15 protein-coding genes are annotated in these 16,903 nt (G+C 66.7%); 10 read left to right on the top strand and 5 right to left on the bottom strand.

The genetic code is table 11. The annotated features are described in order from the left end of the window. Positions 1 to 120 precede the first annotated feature (120 nt). Positions 121 to 246, bottom strand: a complete 126-nt coding sequence (gene ykgO, locus ASE83_RS15560; protein WP_055755695.1) for a type B 50S ribosomal protein L36 — start codon at positions 244 to 246, stop codon at positions 121 to 123. A gap of 188 nt (positions 247 to 434) precedes the next feature. Between ykgO and ASE83_RS15565 the strand changes: the two genes are divergently transcribed. From ASE83_RS15565 to ASE83_RS15590, 6 genes are all read left to right on the top strand, one after another. Beyond that, positions 435 to 1,049: a DUF4136 domain-containing protein gene (locus ASE83_RS15565; protein ID WP_055792489.1), complete on the top strand. Its 615-nt coding sequence runs from the start codon at positions 435 to 437 to the stop codon at positions 1,047 to 1,049. Beyond that, positions 1,046 to 2,158: a M14 family metallopeptidase gene (locus ASE83_RS15570; RefSeq protein WP_055792286.1), complete on the top strand. Its 1,113-nt coding sequence runs from the start codon at positions 1,046 to 1,048 to the stop codon at positions 2,156 to 2,158. The genes ASE83_RS15565 and ASE83_RS15570 overlap by 4 nt, the downstream gene beginning before the upstream one ends. Beyond that, complete coding sequence (locus ASE83_RS15575) at positions 2,155 to 2,643, top strand: GNAT family N-acetyltransferase (RefSeq protein ID WP_235513289.1); 489 nt, start codon at positions 2,155 to 2,157, stop codon at positions 2,641 to 2,643. The genes ASE83_RS15570 and ASE83_RS15575 overlap by 4 nt, the downstream gene beginning before the upstream one ends. Continuing rightward, complete coding sequence (gene gpmA, locus ASE83_RS15580) at positions 2,625 to 3,311, top strand: 2,3-diphosphoglycerate-dependent phosphoglycerate mutase (RefSeq protein ID WP_055792289.1); 687 nt, start codon at positions 2,625 to 2,627, stop codon at positions 3,309 to 3,311. Before ASE83_RS15575 ends, gpmA begins: the two co-directional genes overlap by 19 nt. A gap of 473 nt (positions 3,312 to 3,784) precedes the next feature. After that, positions 3,785 to 4,270 (top strand): 5-(carboxyamino)imidazole ribonucleotide mutase, encoded by a 486-nt coding sequence (gene purE, locus ASE83_RS15585; RefSeq protein ID WP_055792293.1) that lies wholly within the window; start codon positions 3,785 to 3,787, stop codon positions 4,268 to 4,270. Next, positions 4,267 to 5,325: a 5-(carboxyamino)imidazole ribonucleotide synthase gene (locus tag ASE83_RS15590; protein ID WP_055792296.1), complete on the top strand. Its 1,059-nt coding sequence runs from the start codon at positions 4,267 to 4,269 to the stop codon at positions 5,323 to 5,325. The genes purE and ASE83_RS15590 overlap by 4 nt, the downstream gene beginning before the upstream one ends. A 27-nt stretch (positions 5,326 to 5,352) precedes the next feature. Here ASE83_RS15590 and ASE83_RS15595 read toward each other — a convergent pair whose 3' ends face one another. Then, positions 5,353 to 7,410 carry a S9 family peptidase gene (locus ASE83_RS15595; RefSeq protein ID WP_055792299.1) on the bottom strand — a complete coding sequence of 686 codons (2,058 nt, stop codon included), beginning with the start codon at positions 7,408 to 7,410 and terminating at the stop codon, positions 5,353 to 5,355. Between the two features lie 85 nt (positions 7,411 to 7,495). Here ASE83_RS15595 and ASE83_RS15600 point away from each other — a divergent pair, with 85 nt between their 5' ends. From ASE83_RS15600 to ASE83_RS15610, 3 genes are all read left to right on the top strand, one after another. Beyond that, positions 7,496 to 9,292 carry an aminopeptidase P family protein gene (locus ASE83_RS15600; RefSeq protein WP_055792303.1) on the top strand — a complete coding sequence of 599 codons (1,797 nt, stop codon included), beginning with the start codon at positions 7,496 to 7,498 and terminating at the stop codon, positions 9,290 to 9,292. A 131-nt stretch (positions 9,293 to 9,423) separates the two neighbouring features. After that, positions 9,424 to 10,758 carry an MFS transporter gene (locus ASE83_RS15605; protein ID WP_055792307.1) on the top strand — a complete coding sequence of 445 codons (1,335 nt, stop codon included), beginning with the start codon at positions 9,424 to 9,426 and terminating at the stop codon, positions 10,756 to 10,758. A gap of 2 nt (positions 10,759 to 10,760) precedes the next feature. Continuing rightward, positions 10,761 to 11,906 (top strand): glycoside hydrolase family 68 protein, encoded by a 1,146-nt coding sequence (locus tag ASE83_RS15610; protein ID WP_055792310.1) that lies wholly within the window; start codon positions 10,761 to 10,763, stop codon positions 11,904 to 11,906. On the opposite strand, the gene putA is transcribed toward ASE83_RS15610, so the two are convergent. Then, complete coding sequence (gene putA, locus ASE83_RS15615; protein ID WP_055792312.1) at positions 11,896 to 14,994, bottom strand: bifunctional proline dehydrogenase/L-glutamate gamma-semialdehyde dehydrogenase PutA; 3,099 nt, start codon at positions 14,992 to 14,994, stop codon at positions 11,896 to 11,898. The two genes, ASE83_RS15610 and putA, sit on opposite strands and share 11 nt — an antisense overlap. A gap of 180 nt (positions 14,995 to 15,174) precedes the next feature. On the opposite strand from putA, the gene ASE83_RS15620 reads away from it, so the two are divergent. Further along, the gene (locus ASE83_RS15620; RefSeq protein WP_055792316.1) at positions 15,175 to 15,627 is read left to right on the top strand and encodes an Lrp/AsnC ligand binding domain-containing protein; all 453 of its coding nucleotides are present in this window, start codon (positions 15,175 to 15,177) and stop codon (positions 15,625 to 15,627) included. Positions 15,628 to 15,633: 6 nt separating this feature from the next. Here ASE83_RS15620 and ASE83_RS15625 read toward each other — a convergent pair whose 3' ends face one another. Both ASE83_RS15625 and ASE83_RS15630 read right to left on the bottom strand, forming a co-directional pair. Further along, positions 15,634 to 16,653 carry a DUF6976 family protein gene (locus ASE83_RS15625; RefSeq protein ID WP_055792321.1) on the bottom strand — a complete coding sequence of 340 codons (1,020 nt, stop codon included), beginning with the start codon at positions 16,651 to 16,653 and terminating at the stop codon, positions 15,634 to 15,636. Then, positions 16,653 to 16,895 (bottom strand): hypothetical protein, encoded by a 243-nt coding sequence (locus tag ASE83_RS15630; protein ID WP_055792324.1) that lies wholly within the window; start codon positions 16,893 to 16,895, stop codon positions 16,653 to 16,655. The genes ASE83_RS15625 and ASE83_RS15630 overlap by 1 nt, the downstream gene beginning before the upstream one ends. Positions 16,896 to 16,903 lie beyond the last annotated feature (8 nt).

Here is a 16,903-nt window from a genome sequence, read left to right on the forward strand (position 1 = left end):
CGATTCCGGCGAGTGATGCCCCCAGCAACCACCAACACGAACAGGCACCCGACCCATGGGGCCGGATGCCTGTTCGAAACCAGTCACCGGGCGGACCGCATGGCCCCGCCCGACGCCGAATCAGCCCTGGCGGGCCTTGAAGCGGCGGTTGGTCTTGTTGATGACATAGATGCGCCCACGACGACGGATCACGCGGTTGTCCCGGTGACGATCCTTGAGCGACTTCAGCGAATTGACGATCTTCATGGGAACGGCTCTCAAACGGCAAAGAGGCCGCTCGCACGGCCGGAAAAGAGGCGTCCAGCTATCGCCGCGCGCCCGCTTCGTCAAGATACAACCGCCCGCTCCGTTCGAAACACCAGCGCAATGAACCCAACTCCTGCTATCGCGCGTTGGGCGGATTGATGAACCGTGGCAGTTTCGGGATGGATGGCATGAACAAGATCTGGGGTATCGGACTGGCGGCGACAGCCGCATTGCTGGCGAGCGGGTGCACCACCGCCGGATCGCGCATCGCGCCGGTCGACGTCACCCGCTTCCACCTGAACCAGCCGATCGCCAAGGGCAGCTTCTCGATCGAGCCGGTGCAGACCAACATGTCGGCCACCCCGGAATTCCAGACCTACGGCAATGCCGTCGCGCGTGAACTGGAAAAGATCGGCTTCACCCGCGCGGGCACCCAGCCGTCCGACCTGATCGTCGGCGTCGCCTTTACGCGCGGGACCAAGGGCTTCGTCGAAAAGCGCCCGCCGGTATCGATCGGCATCGGCGCGGGCGGCGGTGGCGGCGGCTGGCGCGGGGGCGGCATCGGGCTGGGCGGCGGCGTGGGCTTCGGCCTGGGCGGCGGACAGCGGGAGGTGATCGGCACCGAACTGGCGGTCCAGATTCGCCGTCGCGCCGACGCCACGACTATCTGGGAAGGCCGCGCCGTCACCGATTCGCTGGAAAATACGCCGGGCGCGCAGCCGGTGTTCCAGGCAGATCGACTGGCGAACGCGCTGTTCCGGAACTTCCCAGGCGAGTCGGGAATCACTACGACGGTGAAATGAGCATCACCATCAACGCCGCGTTCGACAGCGGCAACATCCGCGTCGTCGCCATACAAGGCGATGTGATCTACCTCGAGATCGTGGCCGATCACCAGTCCGACTTCTATCAGTGGTTCCACTTCCGCGTCGCCGGGGCGCGGGGGCGGACGCTGACGTTCCGCATCGTCAATGCCGGCGGCTCGGCCTATGCCTTTGGCTGGCCGGGCTATCGCACCCGCATGAGTATCGATCGGAACGCATGGCGGCAGGTCGATACCGACTATGGCGATGGCGTGCTGACCTTCACCGCGACGATCGACACCGAACTCGCCTGGTTCGCCTATTTCGCACCCTATACGCTGGAGCGCCACGACGACCTGATCGCGCGCATCGCCGCGCGGCCGGGCGTCGCCCATCGCGAACTGGGCCAGACGCTGGATGGCCGCGCGATCGACTATCTGACGCTCGGCAATGGCCCGTTGCAGGTCTGGGCCTATGCCCGCCAGCATCCCGGCGAATCGATGTGCGAATGGTTCATGGAGGGGCTGCTCGAAAAGCTGACCGATCCGAACGACGCGCTCGCCGCCGATCTGCGCGACCGCATGACCTTCCACTGCGTGCCCAATATGAACCCGGACGGCTCGTATCGCGGCCATCTGCGCACGAATGCCGCCGGGGTGAACCTCAACCGCGAATGGCACGCACCGACGGCGGAGCGCAGCCCCGAAGTGTTGTGCGTGCGAAACCGCATGGACGAAACCGGCGTCGACATCGCCATCGACGTCCATGGCGACGAAGCCATCCCCGCCAACTTCATCGCCGGTTACGAAGGCATTCCCAACTGGACCGACGAGCACGGCGCGCGCTTCACCGCGTTCGGCGCGGCATGGGCGGCAGCCACGCCGGATTTCCAGACGAAGCTCGGCTATCCGGTATCGGCCCCCGGTCAGGCGAACCTGTCGATGTCGACCAACCAGCTCGCCAACCGCTTCGGCGCGCTCGGCATGACGCTGGAAATGCCGTTCAAGGATCACGACGCCAACCCCGACCCGGAATATGGCTGGTCGCCCGAACGCTCGAAGACGCTGGCGCATAGCTGGCTGGAGGTATTGGCGGACTTCACGCGTTGACCCTTCCGGTCCTGCGCGTCGACGATCCGGCCGCGCCGCATGTCGCCGACCTGCTCGCCTTTCATCTGAAGGAGTTGCGCGGCGAAATGGCGGAGTTCGCCTTCGCGCTCGACGCCACCGGCCTGTCGCAACCCGGCGTCACTTTCTGGACGGCATGGGTCGGTGGCGCGCTGGCCGGCTTCGTCGCGTTGAAGGAGATTGGGAACGGCAGCGGCGAACTCAAATCGATGCGCGCCGCCCCGGAGATGCGCGGCAAGGGCATTGGCCGCGCCTTGCTCGACCATGTGATCGCCGAAGCGAGGCAGCGTGGCCTGTCCCGGATCAACCTCGAAACCGGTACGGCGGCGTTGCACCACCCCGCCGTATCGCTCTATCGCAGCGCCGGCTTCGTTGATTGCGGACCGTTCGGCACGTATCGCCCCAGCCCGTACAACCAGTTCATGACCCTATCGCTCGAGGAGACATCATGCCCACGCTCGTCCTGATCCGCCACGGCCAATCGGCCTGGAACCTCGAAAACCGCTTCACCGGCTGGTGGGACGTGAACCTGACCGGGCAGGGCGAGGCAGAGGCGAAGGCGGCGGGCGAGCTGCTGGCCGCCAAGGGTCACGACTTCGACCAGTGCTTCACCAGTTTCCAGACCCGCGCGATCAAGACGCTCAACATCGCACTGGAATCGATGGGCCGCCTGTGGCTGCCGGTCGAAAAGGACTGGCGCCTGAACGAACGCCATTATGGCGGGCTGACCGGCCTCGACAAGGCGGAGACGGCGGCGAAGCATGGCGACGAGCAGGTCAAGATCTGGCGCCGCAGCTTCGACGTGCCGCCGCCGCTGCCCGAAGCGGACAGCCCGTGGGACCTGTCGGCCGACCGCCGCTATGCGGGCATCGACATCCCGCAGACCGAAAGCCTGAAGGACACGATCGATCGCGTCCTCCCTTATTGGGAAAGCCGCATCGCGCCCGAACTGAAGGCGGGCAAGCGCGTGCTGATCTCCGCCCACGGCAACTCGCTGCGCGCGCTGGTGAAGCATCTGTCGGGCATTCCGGATGACGAGATTACTGGCCTCGAAATCCCGACCGGCCAGCCGATCGTCTATGAACTGGCCGACGACCTGACGCCGACCGATCGATACTATCTGAACGAGCGGTAAGCAGGCGCCCCCCGCCCCCCGTCGTGGCCGGGAGGGATGCAGCACCGCGTATCCCTGCACAAACGCCCCCCATCCGTTCGTGCTGAGTAGGGATTGAGCTTGTCGAAAGCCCGTATCGAAGCACCCTTGGCGTTCCTTCGATACGGGCTTTCGACAAGCTCAGCGGCACCTCAGGACGAACGGGTTTAAGAAAGCTCCATCCTACCTTCTGACCCCACCCGTTTGCTTCGAGCGAAGGGGGATAAGGAAACAAACCCCTTTCCTACACGCCCCACCCTCGGCAAACTCCCCGCCGGCCCCACCCCCGGCCAGCGCTCTTTGACACCACCGCCACACCCACCGCGCAAACAACGCGCAAGTGTGAACTTCGTGAACTTTGGCGTCTGAATATGCCCGTACGGCATCCTTCCGCTTGCCCTGTTCCCACCCCTTCCCTAAGCAGCGCGCTTCCCCAAAAGCGTTACGGGCATAGCATGAACGACGTGACCCTGGTCGGCATCATCATGGGCAGCACCTCCGACTGGGACACGATGGCGCACGCCGCCGACGTGCTGACCAAACTCGGCGTTCCCCATGAAACCAAGGTAGTATCGGCCCACCGCACGCCCGCCCGTCTGGTCGAATACGCGACCGGCGCGGTGGCACGCGGGCTGAAGGTCGTGATCGCCGGCGCGGGCGGTGCCGCCCACCTCCCCGGCATGGTCGCGTCGATGACCCGCCTGCCCGTGCTGGGCGTTCCCGTCGAATCGAAGGCGCTGAAGGGCATGGATAGCCTGCTCTCGATCGTGCAGATGCCCGGCGGCGTGCCGGTCGGCACGCTGGCGATCGGCAAGGCGGGGGCGATCAACGCCGGCTTGCTCGCCGCGTCGATCCTCGCGACGCACGACGAAGCGCTGGCCGAGCGGCTTGACGCATGGCGCGCGGCGCAGACCGATGGCGTGGCGATCGACCCGCAATGACCGCACTGCCCCCCGGTTCCACCATCGGCATCATCGGGTCGGGCCAGCTCGGCCGGATGATCGGCGTCGCCGCCGCGCAGCTCGGCTATCGCATCCATGTCTATGCCCCCGACAGCGGCCCGGCCAACGACATCGCCTTCGCCCACAGCCGTGGCGCGTACGACGATGTGGCGGCGCTGAAGGCATTCGCCGCGCAGGTCGACGTGGTGACCTACGAATTCGAAAATATCGCCGCCGCCCCGATCGAGGCGCTGGGCGACAAGGTCCGCCCCTCCGCCCGCTCGCTCGGCATCGCGCAGGACCGGGTCCGCGAGAAACGCTTCGTCGAGGGACTGGGCGGCCGCCCGGCGCGCTGGGCGGAGGTCACCGACCGCGCCGCGTTGGACGAAGCGATCGCGACGGTCGGCTGCCCGGCGGTGCTCAAGACCACCCGCTTCGGCTATGACGGCAAGGGCCAGGCGCGCCTGATGTCAGCAGCCGATGCCGACGTCGCATGGGCAACGATCGGCGGCGGCCCGGCGATCCTCGAGGCGTTTGTCGACTTCGAGGACGAATTCTCGGTCGTCCTGGCGCGCGGCATTGACGGCGCGGTCGTGACCTATCCGACGCCGAAGAACGTCCACAAGGCCGGCATCCTCGACACTTCCACCGTCCCCGCCCCCGCGATCGAACCATGGCGGGCGGAGGCCGAGGCACTGGCGGCCAAGGTCGCCGAGGCGCTCGACCATGTCGGCGTCCTGACGCTCGAATTCTTCTGTGGGCGGGACGGCGCGGTGTTCAACGAAATGGCCCCGCGCGTCCATAATTCGGGCCATTGGACGATCGAGGGCAGCGAAACCTCGCAGTTCGAAAACCATGTCCGCGCGGTGCTCGGCCTGCCACTCGGCGGCGTCGGGATGACGGCGGCGCGGGTCGAAATGACCAACCTGATCGGCGACGATGTCGACCAGTGGCCGGCGCTGCTCGCGGAGACCGGTGCCCATCTCCACCTCTACGGCAAGCACGAAGCCCGCCCCGGCCGTAAGATGGGCCACGTGACCCGGGTGGAACGCTAAAGATCCTCCCTGGTACGGGGAGGGGTATTACCCCTCCACCCCCAGCTGCCACAGCACGAACGCCATCTCCTCGGCGGCTTCCTTCAGGCTCTCCCACCGGCCCGACTTGCCGCCATGCCCCGCGCCCATATTGGTCTTGAGCAGCAGCACATTGTCGTCGGTCTTGGTCGCCCGCAGCCGGGCCGCCCATTTGGCCGGCTCCCAATAGGTCACGCGCGGATCGTTCAGCCCGCCCGAGATGAACACCGGCGGATAGGCCTGCGCGGTCACATTATCATAGGGCGAGTAGGACGCGATCAGCTCGAACGCCGCCTTGTCCTCGATCGGGTTACCCCATTCGGGCCACTCGCCCGGCGTCAGCGGCAGGCTGTCGTCGAGCATCGTGTTCAGCACGTCGACGAACGGCACGCTGGCGACGACCGCGCCCCACAGTTCGGGGTCGGAATTCATCACCGCCCCCATCAGCTCGCCGCCCGCCGACCCGCCGGCGATGGCGATCTTGCCCTCGGCAGTGAAACCCAGCTCGATCAGCCCCTTCGCCACGTCGACGAAGTCGTTGAAGGTGTTGGTCCGCTTGTCGAGCTTGCCGTCCAGATACCATTGCTGGCCCAGATCGTCGCCGCCCCGGATATGGGCGATGGCGAACGCCATGCCCCGGTCGAGGAACGACATGCGGCTGGTCGAGAAACCCGGCGGGATCGCATAGCCATAGGCGCCATAGCTATAGAGATAGAGCTTGCCGGTCCCGTCGCGCGGAAAGTCCTTCGGGTAAACCACCGAACAGGGGATCGCCGTCCCGTCGCGTGCAGTGATGTGCAGCCGCTCGGTCGCGTATTTCGCCGGGTCGTAGCCCGACGGGATCGTCTGCACCTTGCGGACGGTCAGTCCGCCGCTGGCGACGTCATAGTCATAGACCGTCCCCGGCGTGACCATCGATTCATAGCCGAGCCGCAGCGTGTCGACGTCATATTCGGGATTGTCGCCCAGCCCGACGACGAAGCTCGCCTCGGGAAAGTCGATCGGCCGCGCCGGCCCGCCCGCGTAATCGTGGAGCCGGATCTGATCGAGGCCGTCCAGCCGCCCCTCGACCACGAACAGCTTCGCGAAGGTCGTGACGCCCGTCATGTAGAAATGCGGATCGGCCGCGATCAGTTCATGCCAATCGCCCGGAGCATCGAGCGACGCCGTCGCCAGCCGGAAGTTCGGATGAGTGTCGTTGGTGTGGAGGTACAGCGTGCCGTCATGCTCCTCGACATCATATTCGACGCCTTCCTCGCGCGCCTTCACCAGCAGCGGTTCGGCGGTGGGGTCGTCGGCCGGCACCAGCCGGATCTCGCTGGTGACATGATCGCCCGCCGAGATGACGAGGAAGCGCCGCGACTGGGTTTCGCCGACCGACACGCGCCAGCCTTCATCGGCCTCGTGATACAGCTCGATATCCTGCTCCACGGGCGTGCCGATGCGGTGCAGCCGGGCATTGTCCGTCCGCCATTGCTCGTTGGCGAGGCCATAGAGGAAACCGCTCGAATCGGCGGTCCACACCAGCTCCGACAAGGTGCCCGGGATCACGTCGTCCAGCAGTTCGCCGGTGATGAGGTCCTTCACCCGCGCCTCGAACCGCTCGCCGCCATCGTCATCGATCGCATAGGCCAGCAGCCGCCCGTCGGGGCTGATCGACAGCGCGCCGAGCCGGAAATATTCCTTGCCCACGGCCAGTGCCGGTTCGTCGAGGATCAGTTCGTCCTCGCCCCCCGCGACGGGCCTGCGCCACCAGCGGCGATACTCCCCACCGGTTTCGAAATCGGACCAGTACCACCAGTCACCGTCGCGCTGCGGCACGGTGGCGTCGTCTTCCTTGATCCGGGCGCGCATCTCGGTGAACAGCGTGTCGGTCAGCGGCTGGTGCGGCGCCATCACCGCGTCGAAATAGGCGTTCTCGGCCTTCAGGTAATCGAGGACATCCGCGTCCTCGACCTTTGGATAGTTCGGGTCGCGCAGCCACGCCCAGGGATCGGACACGGTGATCCCGTGACGGTCGTAGCTGTGGGCGCGCTGCTCGGCGATCGGCGGGATGGGCTTCGTCATAGCCGCCCATGTGGGACGAACGCCTGCGGAAGTCGAGCGAGCTTGTGGCTTTTGCCCGATCGTTCCGGCTGATACGAGCGATGCCATGACCAGCACTTCCGATCGCCTGTCCGCCCTGCGCGCCCATCTCGCCACGCTCGATCTCACCGGCTTCGTCGTGCCGCTGACCGATGAATATATGAACGAATATGTCGGCGACTATGCGCAGCGCCTCGCCTGGCTGACCGGGTTCAAGGGGTCGGCGGGCAGCGCGGTCGTGTTGCGCGACACCGCTGCGATGTTCACCGATGGGCGCTATACGTTGCAGGTGCGCGAGCAGGTCGACGCCGCCGACTGGCAATATGTGCAGGTGCCGGCGACTTCGATGGCCGACTGGCTTCGGACCAACGCCGGCGAAGGCGACCGGATCGGCTTCGATCCGTGGCTGGCGACGGTTGACTGGGTTGCTGCCACCGAACGCGCACTGGCCGATGTCGGGGCGGCGCTGGTCCCGGTCGACGCCAACCCGATCGACGCGCTGTGGACCGACCGTCCCGCCCCCTCGCCCGCGCCGATGGCGGTGCAGGACGATATGCTCACCGGTCGCACCTCCGCCGACAAGCGCGCCGCGATCGGCGACTGGCTGGGCGAGCGCCGCGCCGATGCGGTCGTGCTGACCGCGCTCGATTCGATCGCCTGGACCTTCAACATCCGCGGCAGCGACGTGGCGCATACGCCGGTCGCGCTGAGCTACGCGATCGTCCATGCCGATGGAACCGCCGACCTCTTCGCCGCGCCGGGCAAGGTCGGTGAGGATGTTGCCCGCCATCTGGGCAACGCCGTCACCGTGCGCCCGATGACCGACTTTGCCGCCACCCTCAGCACGTTCGGCGGCAAGCGCGTCGCCGCCGATCCCGACCGCGCCGTCGCCGCGATCCACGAAGCGCTCCGTAGGAGCGGCGCAACGGTCGTCGCCGAACGCGATCCGACCGTACTGGCGAAGGCGATCAAGAATCCGGTCGAGATTGCCGGCCACCGCAGCGCACAGGCCCGCGACGGCGCGGCGATGGTGCGGTTCCTGAAATGGTTCGAGGAAATGGCCCCATCGGGCACACTGACCGAACTCTCGGCGTCCGACCGGCTGGAGGCGATCCGCGCCGAAACCGGTTGCCTGCGCGACCTGTCGTTCGATACGATCAGCGCGACCGGCGCACATGCCGCCAGCCCGCATTACAAGGCGACCGTGGAGAGCAACGCAGCCATCCTGCCCGGCCAGCTCTACCTGATCGATTCGGGCGGCCAATATCCCGATGGCACCACCGATATTACTCGCGTCATGCCGGTTGGCAGCGTGTCGGACGAGATGCGCGACCGCTTCACCCGCGTCCTGAAGGGGCATATCGCCATCGACACCGCCGTGTTTCCCGATGGGACGCTCGGCGGCCATATCGACGGCTTTGCGCGGCGTCCGCTGTGGGAGGCCGGGCTCGATTATGCGCACGGCACCGGCCACGGCATCGGTGCCTTCCTGTCGGTGCATGAGGGGCCACAGCGGATCGGCGCGCCCAACTATCCCGGCGGCGGGCCGCTGGAGCCGCTGCGCGCGGGGATGATGCTGTCCAACGAACCAGGCTATTACAAGGCGGGCCAATACGGCATCCGCATCGAGAACCTGCTGCTGGTCGTCGCACGCGACATGGAAGGCGGCGAACTGCCGATGCTGGGGTTCGAGACGCTGACCTTCGTACCGATCGAACGCTCGCTGATCGTGCCGGCGCTGTTGACCGGGGCGGAACGGGCATGGGTCGATGCCTATCATGCGCGGGTAGAGGCGTTGCTGATGCCGCTGCTCGACCGGGACACCGGAGCGTGGCTCGCCGCGAAGTGCGCGCCGCTTAGTTGACGTCCAGATGGTCCATTATCGATGAGCAACATTCGTATGCAGTCTATGCAATCGATTGTTGCAATTTGAGGCGGGAGGCGCGACAAGTGTCCGGTCGGCGGTAGACCGGCGTGCAAGGAGCAGGATCGACCATGGCGCCCCCGATGAAACCGCACCTGTCGTTGCCCTGCATCCTGGAAATGAACCTGGGGTTCCTCGGGCTGCAGTTCAGCTTCGGGCTGCAACAGGGCAACATGGCGCCGATCTACAGCTATCTGGGCGCGAACGAGGCGCAAATCCCGTTGCTGCAACTCGCCGGTCCGCTGACCGGGCTGCTGGTCCAGCCGTTGATCGGCGCGCTCAGCGACCGGACCGACAGCCGCTGGGGCCGGCGGACGCCTTATTTCGTGATGGGCGCGGTGCTGTGCTGCCTCGGCCTGTTCTTCATGCCGTTGTCCAGTTCGCTCCTGATGGCGGTGTCGCTGCTGTGGATTCTCGATGCCGGCAACAACATCACGATGGAGCCGTATCGCGCCTATGTTAGCGACCGGCTGAACGAGGATCAGCACCAGATCGGCTTCCTGACGCAGAGCGCGTTCACCGGCTTGGCGCAGATGCTGGCGTTCCTCACCCCCTCGCTGCTGGTGTGGGCGGGGATGAACCAGGACTGGGTCGACACCCACAACATCCCCTACACCGCGCGGGTCGCGTTCATGGTCGGGGCGGTGCTGTCGATCTCGACGATCCTCTGGTCGATCCTGCGCGTGCCCGAACTGCCGCTGACGCCGGTGCAGAAGACCGCGATCGCCGCCAAGCCCACATCGTTCGGCGCGACGCTGGCCGAAATCGGCAGCGCGATCCGCGACATGCCGCCGGCGATGCGCAAGCTCGCGCTGATGAGCCTGTTCCAATGGTATGCGATGATGGCCTATTGGAACTACGTCATCTACACGATCGGGCGCACGGTCTATGGCACCGCCGACCCGACCTCGTCCGGTTTCCATTCGGCGGTGCTGACCAATGGCGAGGTGGCAGCCTTCTACAACGGTGTCGCGTTCATCGCCGCCTTCGCCATGGTTCCCATCGCCCGCCGGATCGGCGCGGCACCGCTCCATGCGCTCAGCCTGATCGCGGCGGGAATCGGCATGGTCTGCCTGCCGCATGTCACGTCGAAGGCGCTGTTGTTCCTGCCCGCGATCGGCATCGGCCTGGGCTGGGCCAGCATGATGGGCAATCCGTACATCATCCTCGCCGGATCGATCCCGCCGGAGCGGACCGGCGTCTATATGGGCATTTTCAACATGATGATCGTCATCCCGATGCTGATCTTCTCGGCAACGATGTGGCTGTTCTACCAACCATTGCTGGGCGGCGATCCGCGCAACGTGCTGACCCTGTGCGGTGTGCTGATGTTCTGCGCGGCAGCGGCGGTATGGAGCGTGCGCGAACGCAACGCCGATGGCGCCCCGGTCGGAGCGGTGCGTTGAGCATGTCGCCCCTGCCCCACGCCCTGACGCATTGGTCGATCGAGCAGGTCGCCACCATTGCAACCGATGGCCCCGACCGTCTGCCGGTCCTGACGCCAGCTGACGTCGTGCCGATCGATCCTGCCCACGACTTCTGGGACATGTGGCAGATCGCCCGTGCGGACGGTTCGACGGTGTTCGTCGACGGCCGCAGCTACTGGTTCTTCCTCGGCACGCCGCGCTTCGACGATCCGGAGTCCCGGCATGACGCCGCGCGCATCTACCTGACCAGCCATGGCAGCGACGGCTGGCGGCTGCACGACGCAACGTTCCCCGATGGCCTTACTCCCGGCAGCCGCGAATGGTCGGGGTCGGCGGTACTGGCCGAAGACGGTGAAACGCTGACCATGTATTTCACCGCCGCCGGTCGCCGGGGCGGGCAACACAGCTTCGAACAACGCCTGTTCGAAACGGTCGGGCGCTTCGTGGTCGACAGCGCAGGCGGAAGGACCGAAGGCTGGTCGACGCCGGTCGAAAGCGTCGCGGCCGACGGCCGTTGCTATCGCATCGCGGATGAGGTCGAGGCTTCGGCATCGGGCATCAAGGGTTTCCGCGACCCCGGCTTCTTTCACGACCCGGCCACCGGCCACGATCACCTGTTGTTCGTCGGGTCGGCGGCATGGACCGATGCGCCGATCGACGGGCTGGTCGGCATCGCCAGCCGGACGAGTGCCGATGCCCCATGGCAGCTCGGCACGCCGCTGGTCGACGCGATCGGCGTGAACAGCGAGCTTGAGCGCCCGCATATCATCCTGCGTGACGGCCTATATTATCTGTTCTGGTCGACCCAGGCGAAGCGTTTCGCCCCCGGCCTGCCAGCCCCCACCGGGCTGTACGCAATGGTGTCCGACAGCATGGCCGGCCCATGGCGACCGGTGAACGGCTCCGGCCTCGTTGCCGGCAATCCGGTGGCCGAACCCACGCAAGCCTATTGCTGGTGGGTCACCGGCGAGGGGCAGGTCGCCGCGTTCGTCGACTATGCCGGCCTGAACGGGGCGGACGCCGCCGTCGACGTGGCGCTGCGCCGCGCCCGGTTCGGCGGGACCGCCGCCCCGTTCTTCCAGCTCGACTTCGCCGGCGACCGGGTGACGATCCGCGCTACAGGTTGAGCAGCGCGGGATCGCCCCCCTTCGCCATGATGTTGATCGAGGTCGAGCGTTCGGCGGCATAGCGCAACAGCGCGTCGGGGCCGCCCGCCTTGGGACCGGTGCCCGACAGCCCCTCGCCACCGAAGGGCTGCACGCCGACGACCGCGCCGATGATCGAACGGTTGACGTAGACATTGCCCGCCGGGACCAACGCCGCGACTTCCTCGGCAAAGCGGTCGATGCGGCTGTGGATGCCGAGCGTCAGGCCATAGCCCCGCGCCGCCAGCCTGCCCGCCACGCCGGCCAGGTCGGCGGGGTCGTAGCGATAGATGTGCAGCACCGGCCCGAACACCTCGCGTTCGAGGAAGTCGGGGGTCGGCACTTCGGCGATGACCGGCGCGAAATAGGTGCCACGCGCGTCGTGACCGCGCGCATCGCCGCGGAACAGGATCGTCGCATCGCGCTCCAGCCGCTCGACATGGGCGTCCAGCGCGTCGCGCGCGTCGCGGTCGATCACCGGCCCGACATCGGTCGCCGGATCGGCCGGATCGCCGATCACCAGACAGCCGGCGGCACCGACCAGCGTCTCGATCGTCGCGTCCGCCGTATCCTTGGGCAGATACAGCAGCCGCAGCGCCGAACAACGCTGCCCCGCCGATCCGAAGGCGGAGAGCAGCACATCGTCGACCACCTGTTCACGAAGCGCGCTGGTGTCGACGAACAGGCCGTTCAGCCCGCCGGTTTCGGCGATGAACGGCAGGATCGGGCCGTTGCGACTGGCAAGGCTGCGATTGATCGCCCAGGCGGTGTCGGTCCCGCCGGTAAAGGCGACGCCGGCGATGGCGGGATGCGCGACCAGCGCCGCACCGACCTCCGCCCCGTCGCCGGGCAGCAGCGCCAGCAGGTCGGGGTCGAGGCCGGCGGCATGGAACAGGCGCACCGCTTCGGCGGCGACCAGCGGGGTCTGCTCGGCAGGCTTGGCGAGGACGGCATTGCCGGCGGCCAGCGCGGCGGCGACCTGTCCGGTGAAGATCGCCAACGGGAAATTCCACGGGGAAATGCAGACGAAGACGCCGCGTCCGTGCAGTTCGATCTGGTTCACCTCGCCGACCGGGCCGGGCAGCACGGTCGGACCGGCGAACCGGGTTTCGGCGAGAAGCGCATAATAGCGGCAGAAATCGACCGCCTCGCGCACCTCGGCCACGGCGTCGTTCAGCGTCTTGCCGGCCTCGGCCGACAGGATCGCGATGAAGCGGTCCATCTGCGCATCGAGCGCGTCGGCCATGGCGCGCAGGACCTTGCCCCGGGCAACCCCGCCGGCGGCGTTCCAGCGCGGCTGGGCAGCGCGGGCCAGCGCGGCGGCACGGTCGATCTCGGCGGGGGTGGCAGGGGTGACCGAACCGATGGCCCGGCCATGGTCGACGGGGCTGACCATCGGCACGGCGCCCGCACCGGCCAGCGTCTGGCCGCCGACGATGGGGCCGGCATGGACGGTCGTGAAATCGGCGCGGGCGGATGCCGCCGTGGCGCGGACCGAGGCGATCGAATAATCGCGGCCCGGCGGGTTGGCGCGGCCGGGGTAGATGTCGGACGGGGACGGCAGGTGCGGATGTTGGCGCGGAGACGCCGCCACCGCCGCGACGGGGTCGGCGACCAAAGTCGCCGCCGGTACTTCCTCGTCGAGCAGGGCGTTGACGAAGCTGCTGTTCGCGCCGTTTTCGAGCAGGCGGCGCACCAGATAGGGCAGCAGTTCCTCATGCCCGCCGACCGGCGCATACGCCCGCAATATCAGTGCATTGCCGCCGATAGTTGCCGCCGCTTGCTTGTACAGCCCCTCCCCCATCCCGTGCAGGCGCTGATGCTCGATCCGTACCCCGGCGCGGTCGGCCATGTGCCGCACCGCCATCAGGCTGTGCGCGTTGTGGGTAGCGAACTGCGGATAGAGCGCGGGCGCGGCGGCGATCAGCTTGTGTGCGCAAACGAGATAGGAAAGGTCGGTCGCCGCCTTCGACGTGAACACCGGATAGCCCGGATGGCCGGCGATCTGCGCGCGCTTCACCTCGCTATCCCAATAGGCGCCCTTGACCAGCCGGACCATGATCCGCCGCCCGGTGTCGCGCGACAACCTCTCCAGCCCGTCGATCACCCCCCGCGCGCGCTTGCCATAAGCCTGCACCACGACGCCAAGGCCGGTCCAGTCGCCCAGTTCACCCTCCCGCGCCAGCCGGTCGACCAGCTTCAGCGAGAGGGCAAGCCGATCCGCCTCCTCGGCATCGATGGCGAGGTTCAGGTTATGGCGCGCCCCGATCAGCGCAAGGCGCTTCATGCGCGGATAGAGATCGGCGAAGACGTCGTCCTCGCGCACCGCTTCGTAGCGGGGGCACAGCGCCGACAGTTTGACCGACACGCCATGCCCCTGTTCGGGCGTGCTGCCGGGCGCGCGGGCGTTACCGACCGCCTCGATCGCGGCGGCGTAGATGCGTTCGTAGCGTTCGGCATCCTCCGGCGTGCGCGCGCCCTCGCCCAGCATGTCGAACGAGCAGAGATAGCCTTCCTTCGCGGCGCGCTTCAGCGCCGCGTCGATGGTCGATCCCAGCACGAACTGGTCGCCCATGATGCCGACGGCGGCGGCCAGCGCGCGACGGATGACCGGTTCGCCCAGCCGCCCGGCCAGCCGCCGGATCGTCTCGCCGATCCCCGCCGGCCCCTCCTCGCCGACCAGCTTGCCGGTCAGGGTCAGACCGATGGTGGAGGCGTTGACGAACAGGCTGGACGACTGGCCGAGATGTGCCGCCCAGTCGGCGGTCCCGACCTTTTCGGCGATCAGCCGGTCGCGGGTCGCGGCATCGGGCGTGCGCAGCAATGCCTCGGCAAGGCACATCAGCGCCAGCCCCTCCTGCGTCCCCAACGAGAATTGTTGGAGAAAGCCCTCGACCACGCCGGGCTTGGCAGCGGCGGCGCGGGTACGCTCGACGAGCTTGGCAGCCTTGTCGACGATCTCGGTGCGATCGGAATGGGTCAGCGGCACCTGCGCCAGCAGTTGCGGCAGGAGCACGCTTTCGTCGATGAACTTGTCGGCGTCCAGTGCGTCCCAATCGATCGCGCGCATTCGTCTCTCCATGTGGCGGTTCGTCGGTATATCGCGGATGGCAACGAAAGTGCTTCGGATATTGATTGGCTGTTCCGAAGATGCTTGCAGCATTCGACAGATTCAGCGAACGAATACCTCTTCGCCGGGATGACACATGGCGGTAGATGGCGTCGAACATACCGTGCCAGAGAGACGATCATGGACCAGACAGACCGGAAACTGCTGCGCGTGCTACAGGCCGATGGCCGGATCACCAACCAGGCGCTGGCCGCGCAATGTGGCATCTCACCCGCCGCCTGTTTCGAACGGGTGCGGCGCTTGCGCGAAAGCGGCGTGATCCGGGGCTATGCCGCGCTGCTCGACCCGGCCATGCTCGACCGGTCGCTGCTGGTGTTCATCGAGGTACTGCTGGACCGCACCACCGACGACGTCTTCACTGCCTTTGCCAACCACGTCCGCGACCTGCCGGAAGTACTGGAATGTCATATGGTTGCGGGCGGCTTTGACTATCTGTTGAAGGTTCGCATGGCCGATATGAACGCGTATCGCGCGTTCCTTGGCCGAACGCTGACGACAGTGCCCGGCGTGCGCGAAACGCGAACCTATGCGGTGCTGGAAGAGGTGAAAGCGACCACCGCGCTGCCGCTATAGCGCCGATCAGTCGCGTTCGATCACCAGATAGACCATCGTCTGGGTAAGCAGCATATAGGCGATCTCGCCAAAGGTGACCGGCCCGGCCATGCTGCCCAGCGTCCGCCCCTCCAGCCCGGCATAAAGATAGTTCAAGATGCAGTTGCAGCTGAACGCGACCTCGCCGCGGGGGCTGCCAAGCTGTGCCGCGAACTGCTCCGGATAATCCGCGATCGGGCGGGCGAAGCGATATTCGATGCCGCTGTGAACGGGGGCGAAGAAGCTGATCTGCCCCGATGCCGCATCGATCGCCGCAGTCGCGACATTAATCATCGCGCCATTGTAATCGGCGACCAGCGGCAGGCGCGTGTCGATGCCACGGGCGGCGATATGATCCACCATGCGGGTGCGAACACCGTCGACCACCACCCATTCGATACTGAAGCCGGTATCGTCGGCAAAGGTCAGCACCGGCCCATCCATGTCCGGCACGAACAGATTGACGATGTCGACCCGGGCAAAGGCGTCGTCGGGCAGCGCGACGTGCAGCACGACCGCCGCATCGTCGGCACTGCGCCCGGTGCGACCATCGAATACTTTCGGCCGGTCGGTCGCGGCGGCATCTCCGGCGACGCCGGTGACCCAGCCGACCACCGGCCGGCGGAACATGTCCTGCCAGTCCAGCCCGCCCAACGCGAAGTCACGGTGCACGTCGCTCTGCCCCGGAATCAGCACGATGGTATAGCCATTGTCCGGGCCGAGCGTAGCCATGTCGGGCAGCGCCGCACGGTCCAGCATCCCGACCCAGGCGACCGACGCGATATCGGGCATCCGCTGGACGAAGATGCGGTCGCGGTCGCACGTACCGCCCGCTTCGGCCGTCATGAAATAAGGGCTGGTGCCGCCGATCCAGTTGCCGCGCGGCAACGCGGCCAGCAACGGTTCCTCGGCCGCCAGGATCAGCGTGTCGCCCTTGGCAAGCATGGCGGCGACTTCCGCCACGTTGTACAACGACCGGTCGGCCTGATGCGGGTTCGGGCCGGTCATTACGCTTTCCCTTGAACGATGGCGGCGAAATCGTCGCGCGCGAACCGCAGATTATCGTGGAAAAAGGTGCGCAGTTCCTCGACCAACGCCGTTCGATCGGCGTCGGGCCGGACATAGGCGTGGGTCAGGCGGATCATCAGGATGCGCAACGCCAGACACTTGTAGGTCGGCCGGATCGCGCCCGACAGCAGGCCATGCCAGCGAGGATCGCTCGCGGCCAGGATTTCGGTAGTTGCCGTCATGCCGTCTG

It is taken from the genome of Sphingomonas sp. Leaf32 (genome assembly GCF_001421765.1).
Taxonomy (GTDB): domain Bacteria; phylum Pseudomonadota; class Alphaproteobacteria; order Sphingomonadales; family Sphingomonadaceae; genus Sphingomonas.

Excerpts from the sequence above, each read along its gene's own strand:
- ykgO (WP_055755695.1), bottom strand. The coding sequence starts at position 246 with ATGAAGATCGTCAATTCGCTGAAGTCGCTCAAGGATCGTCACCGGGAC.
- ASE83_RS15565 (WP_055792489.1), top strand. The coding sequence starts at position 435 with ATGAACAAGATCTGGGGTATCGGACTGGCGGCGACAGCCGCATTGCTG.
- ASE83_RS15570 (WP_055792286.1), top strand. The coding sequence starts at position 1,046 with ATGAGCATCACCATCAACGCCGCGTTCGACAGCGGCAACATCCGCGTC.
- gpmA (WP_055792289.1), top strand. The coding sequence starts at position 2,625 with ATGCCCACGCTCGTCCTGATCCGCCACGGCCAATCGGCCTGGAACCTC.
- purE (WP_055792293.1), top strand. The coding sequence starts at position 3,785 with ATGAACGACGTGACCCTGGTCGGCATCATCATGGGCAGCACCTCCGAC.
- ASE83_RS15590 (WP_055792296.1), top strand. The coding sequence starts at position 4,267 with ATGACCGCACTGCCCCCCGGTTCCACCATCGGCATCATCGGGTCGGGC.
- ASE83_RS15595 (WP_055792299.1), bottom strand. The coding sequence starts at position 7,410 with ATGACGAAGCCCATCCCGCCGATCGCCGAGCAGCGCGCCCACAGCTAC.
- ASE83_RS15600 (WP_055792303.1), top strand. The coding sequence starts at position 7,496 with ATGACCAGCACTTCCGATCGCCTGTCCGCCCTGCGCGCCCATCTCGCC.
- ASE83_RS15605 (WP_055792307.1), top strand. The coding sequence starts at position 9,424 with ATGGCGCCCCCGATGAAACCGCACCTGTCGTTGCCCTGCATCCTGGAA.
- ASE83_RS15610 (WP_055792310.1), top strand. The coding sequence starts at position 10,761 with ATGTCGCCCCTGCCCCACGCCCTGACGCATTGGTCGATCGAGCAGGTC.
- putA (WP_055792312.1), bottom strand. The coding sequence starts at position 14,994 with ATGCGCGCGATCGATTGGGACGCACTGGACGCCGACAAGTTCATCGAC.
- ASE83_RS15620 (WP_055792316.1), top strand. The coding sequence starts at position 15,175 with ATGGACCAGACAGACCGGAAACTGCTGCGCGTGCTACAGGCCGATGGC.
- ASE83_RS15625 (WP_055792321.1), bottom strand. The coding sequence starts at position 16,653 with ATGACCGGCCCGAACCCGCATCAGGCCGACCGGTCGTTGTACAACGTG.
- ASE83_RS15630 (WP_055792324.1), bottom strand. The coding sequence starts at position 16,895 with ATGACGGCAACTACCGAAATCCTGGCCGCGAGCGATCCTCGCTGGCAT.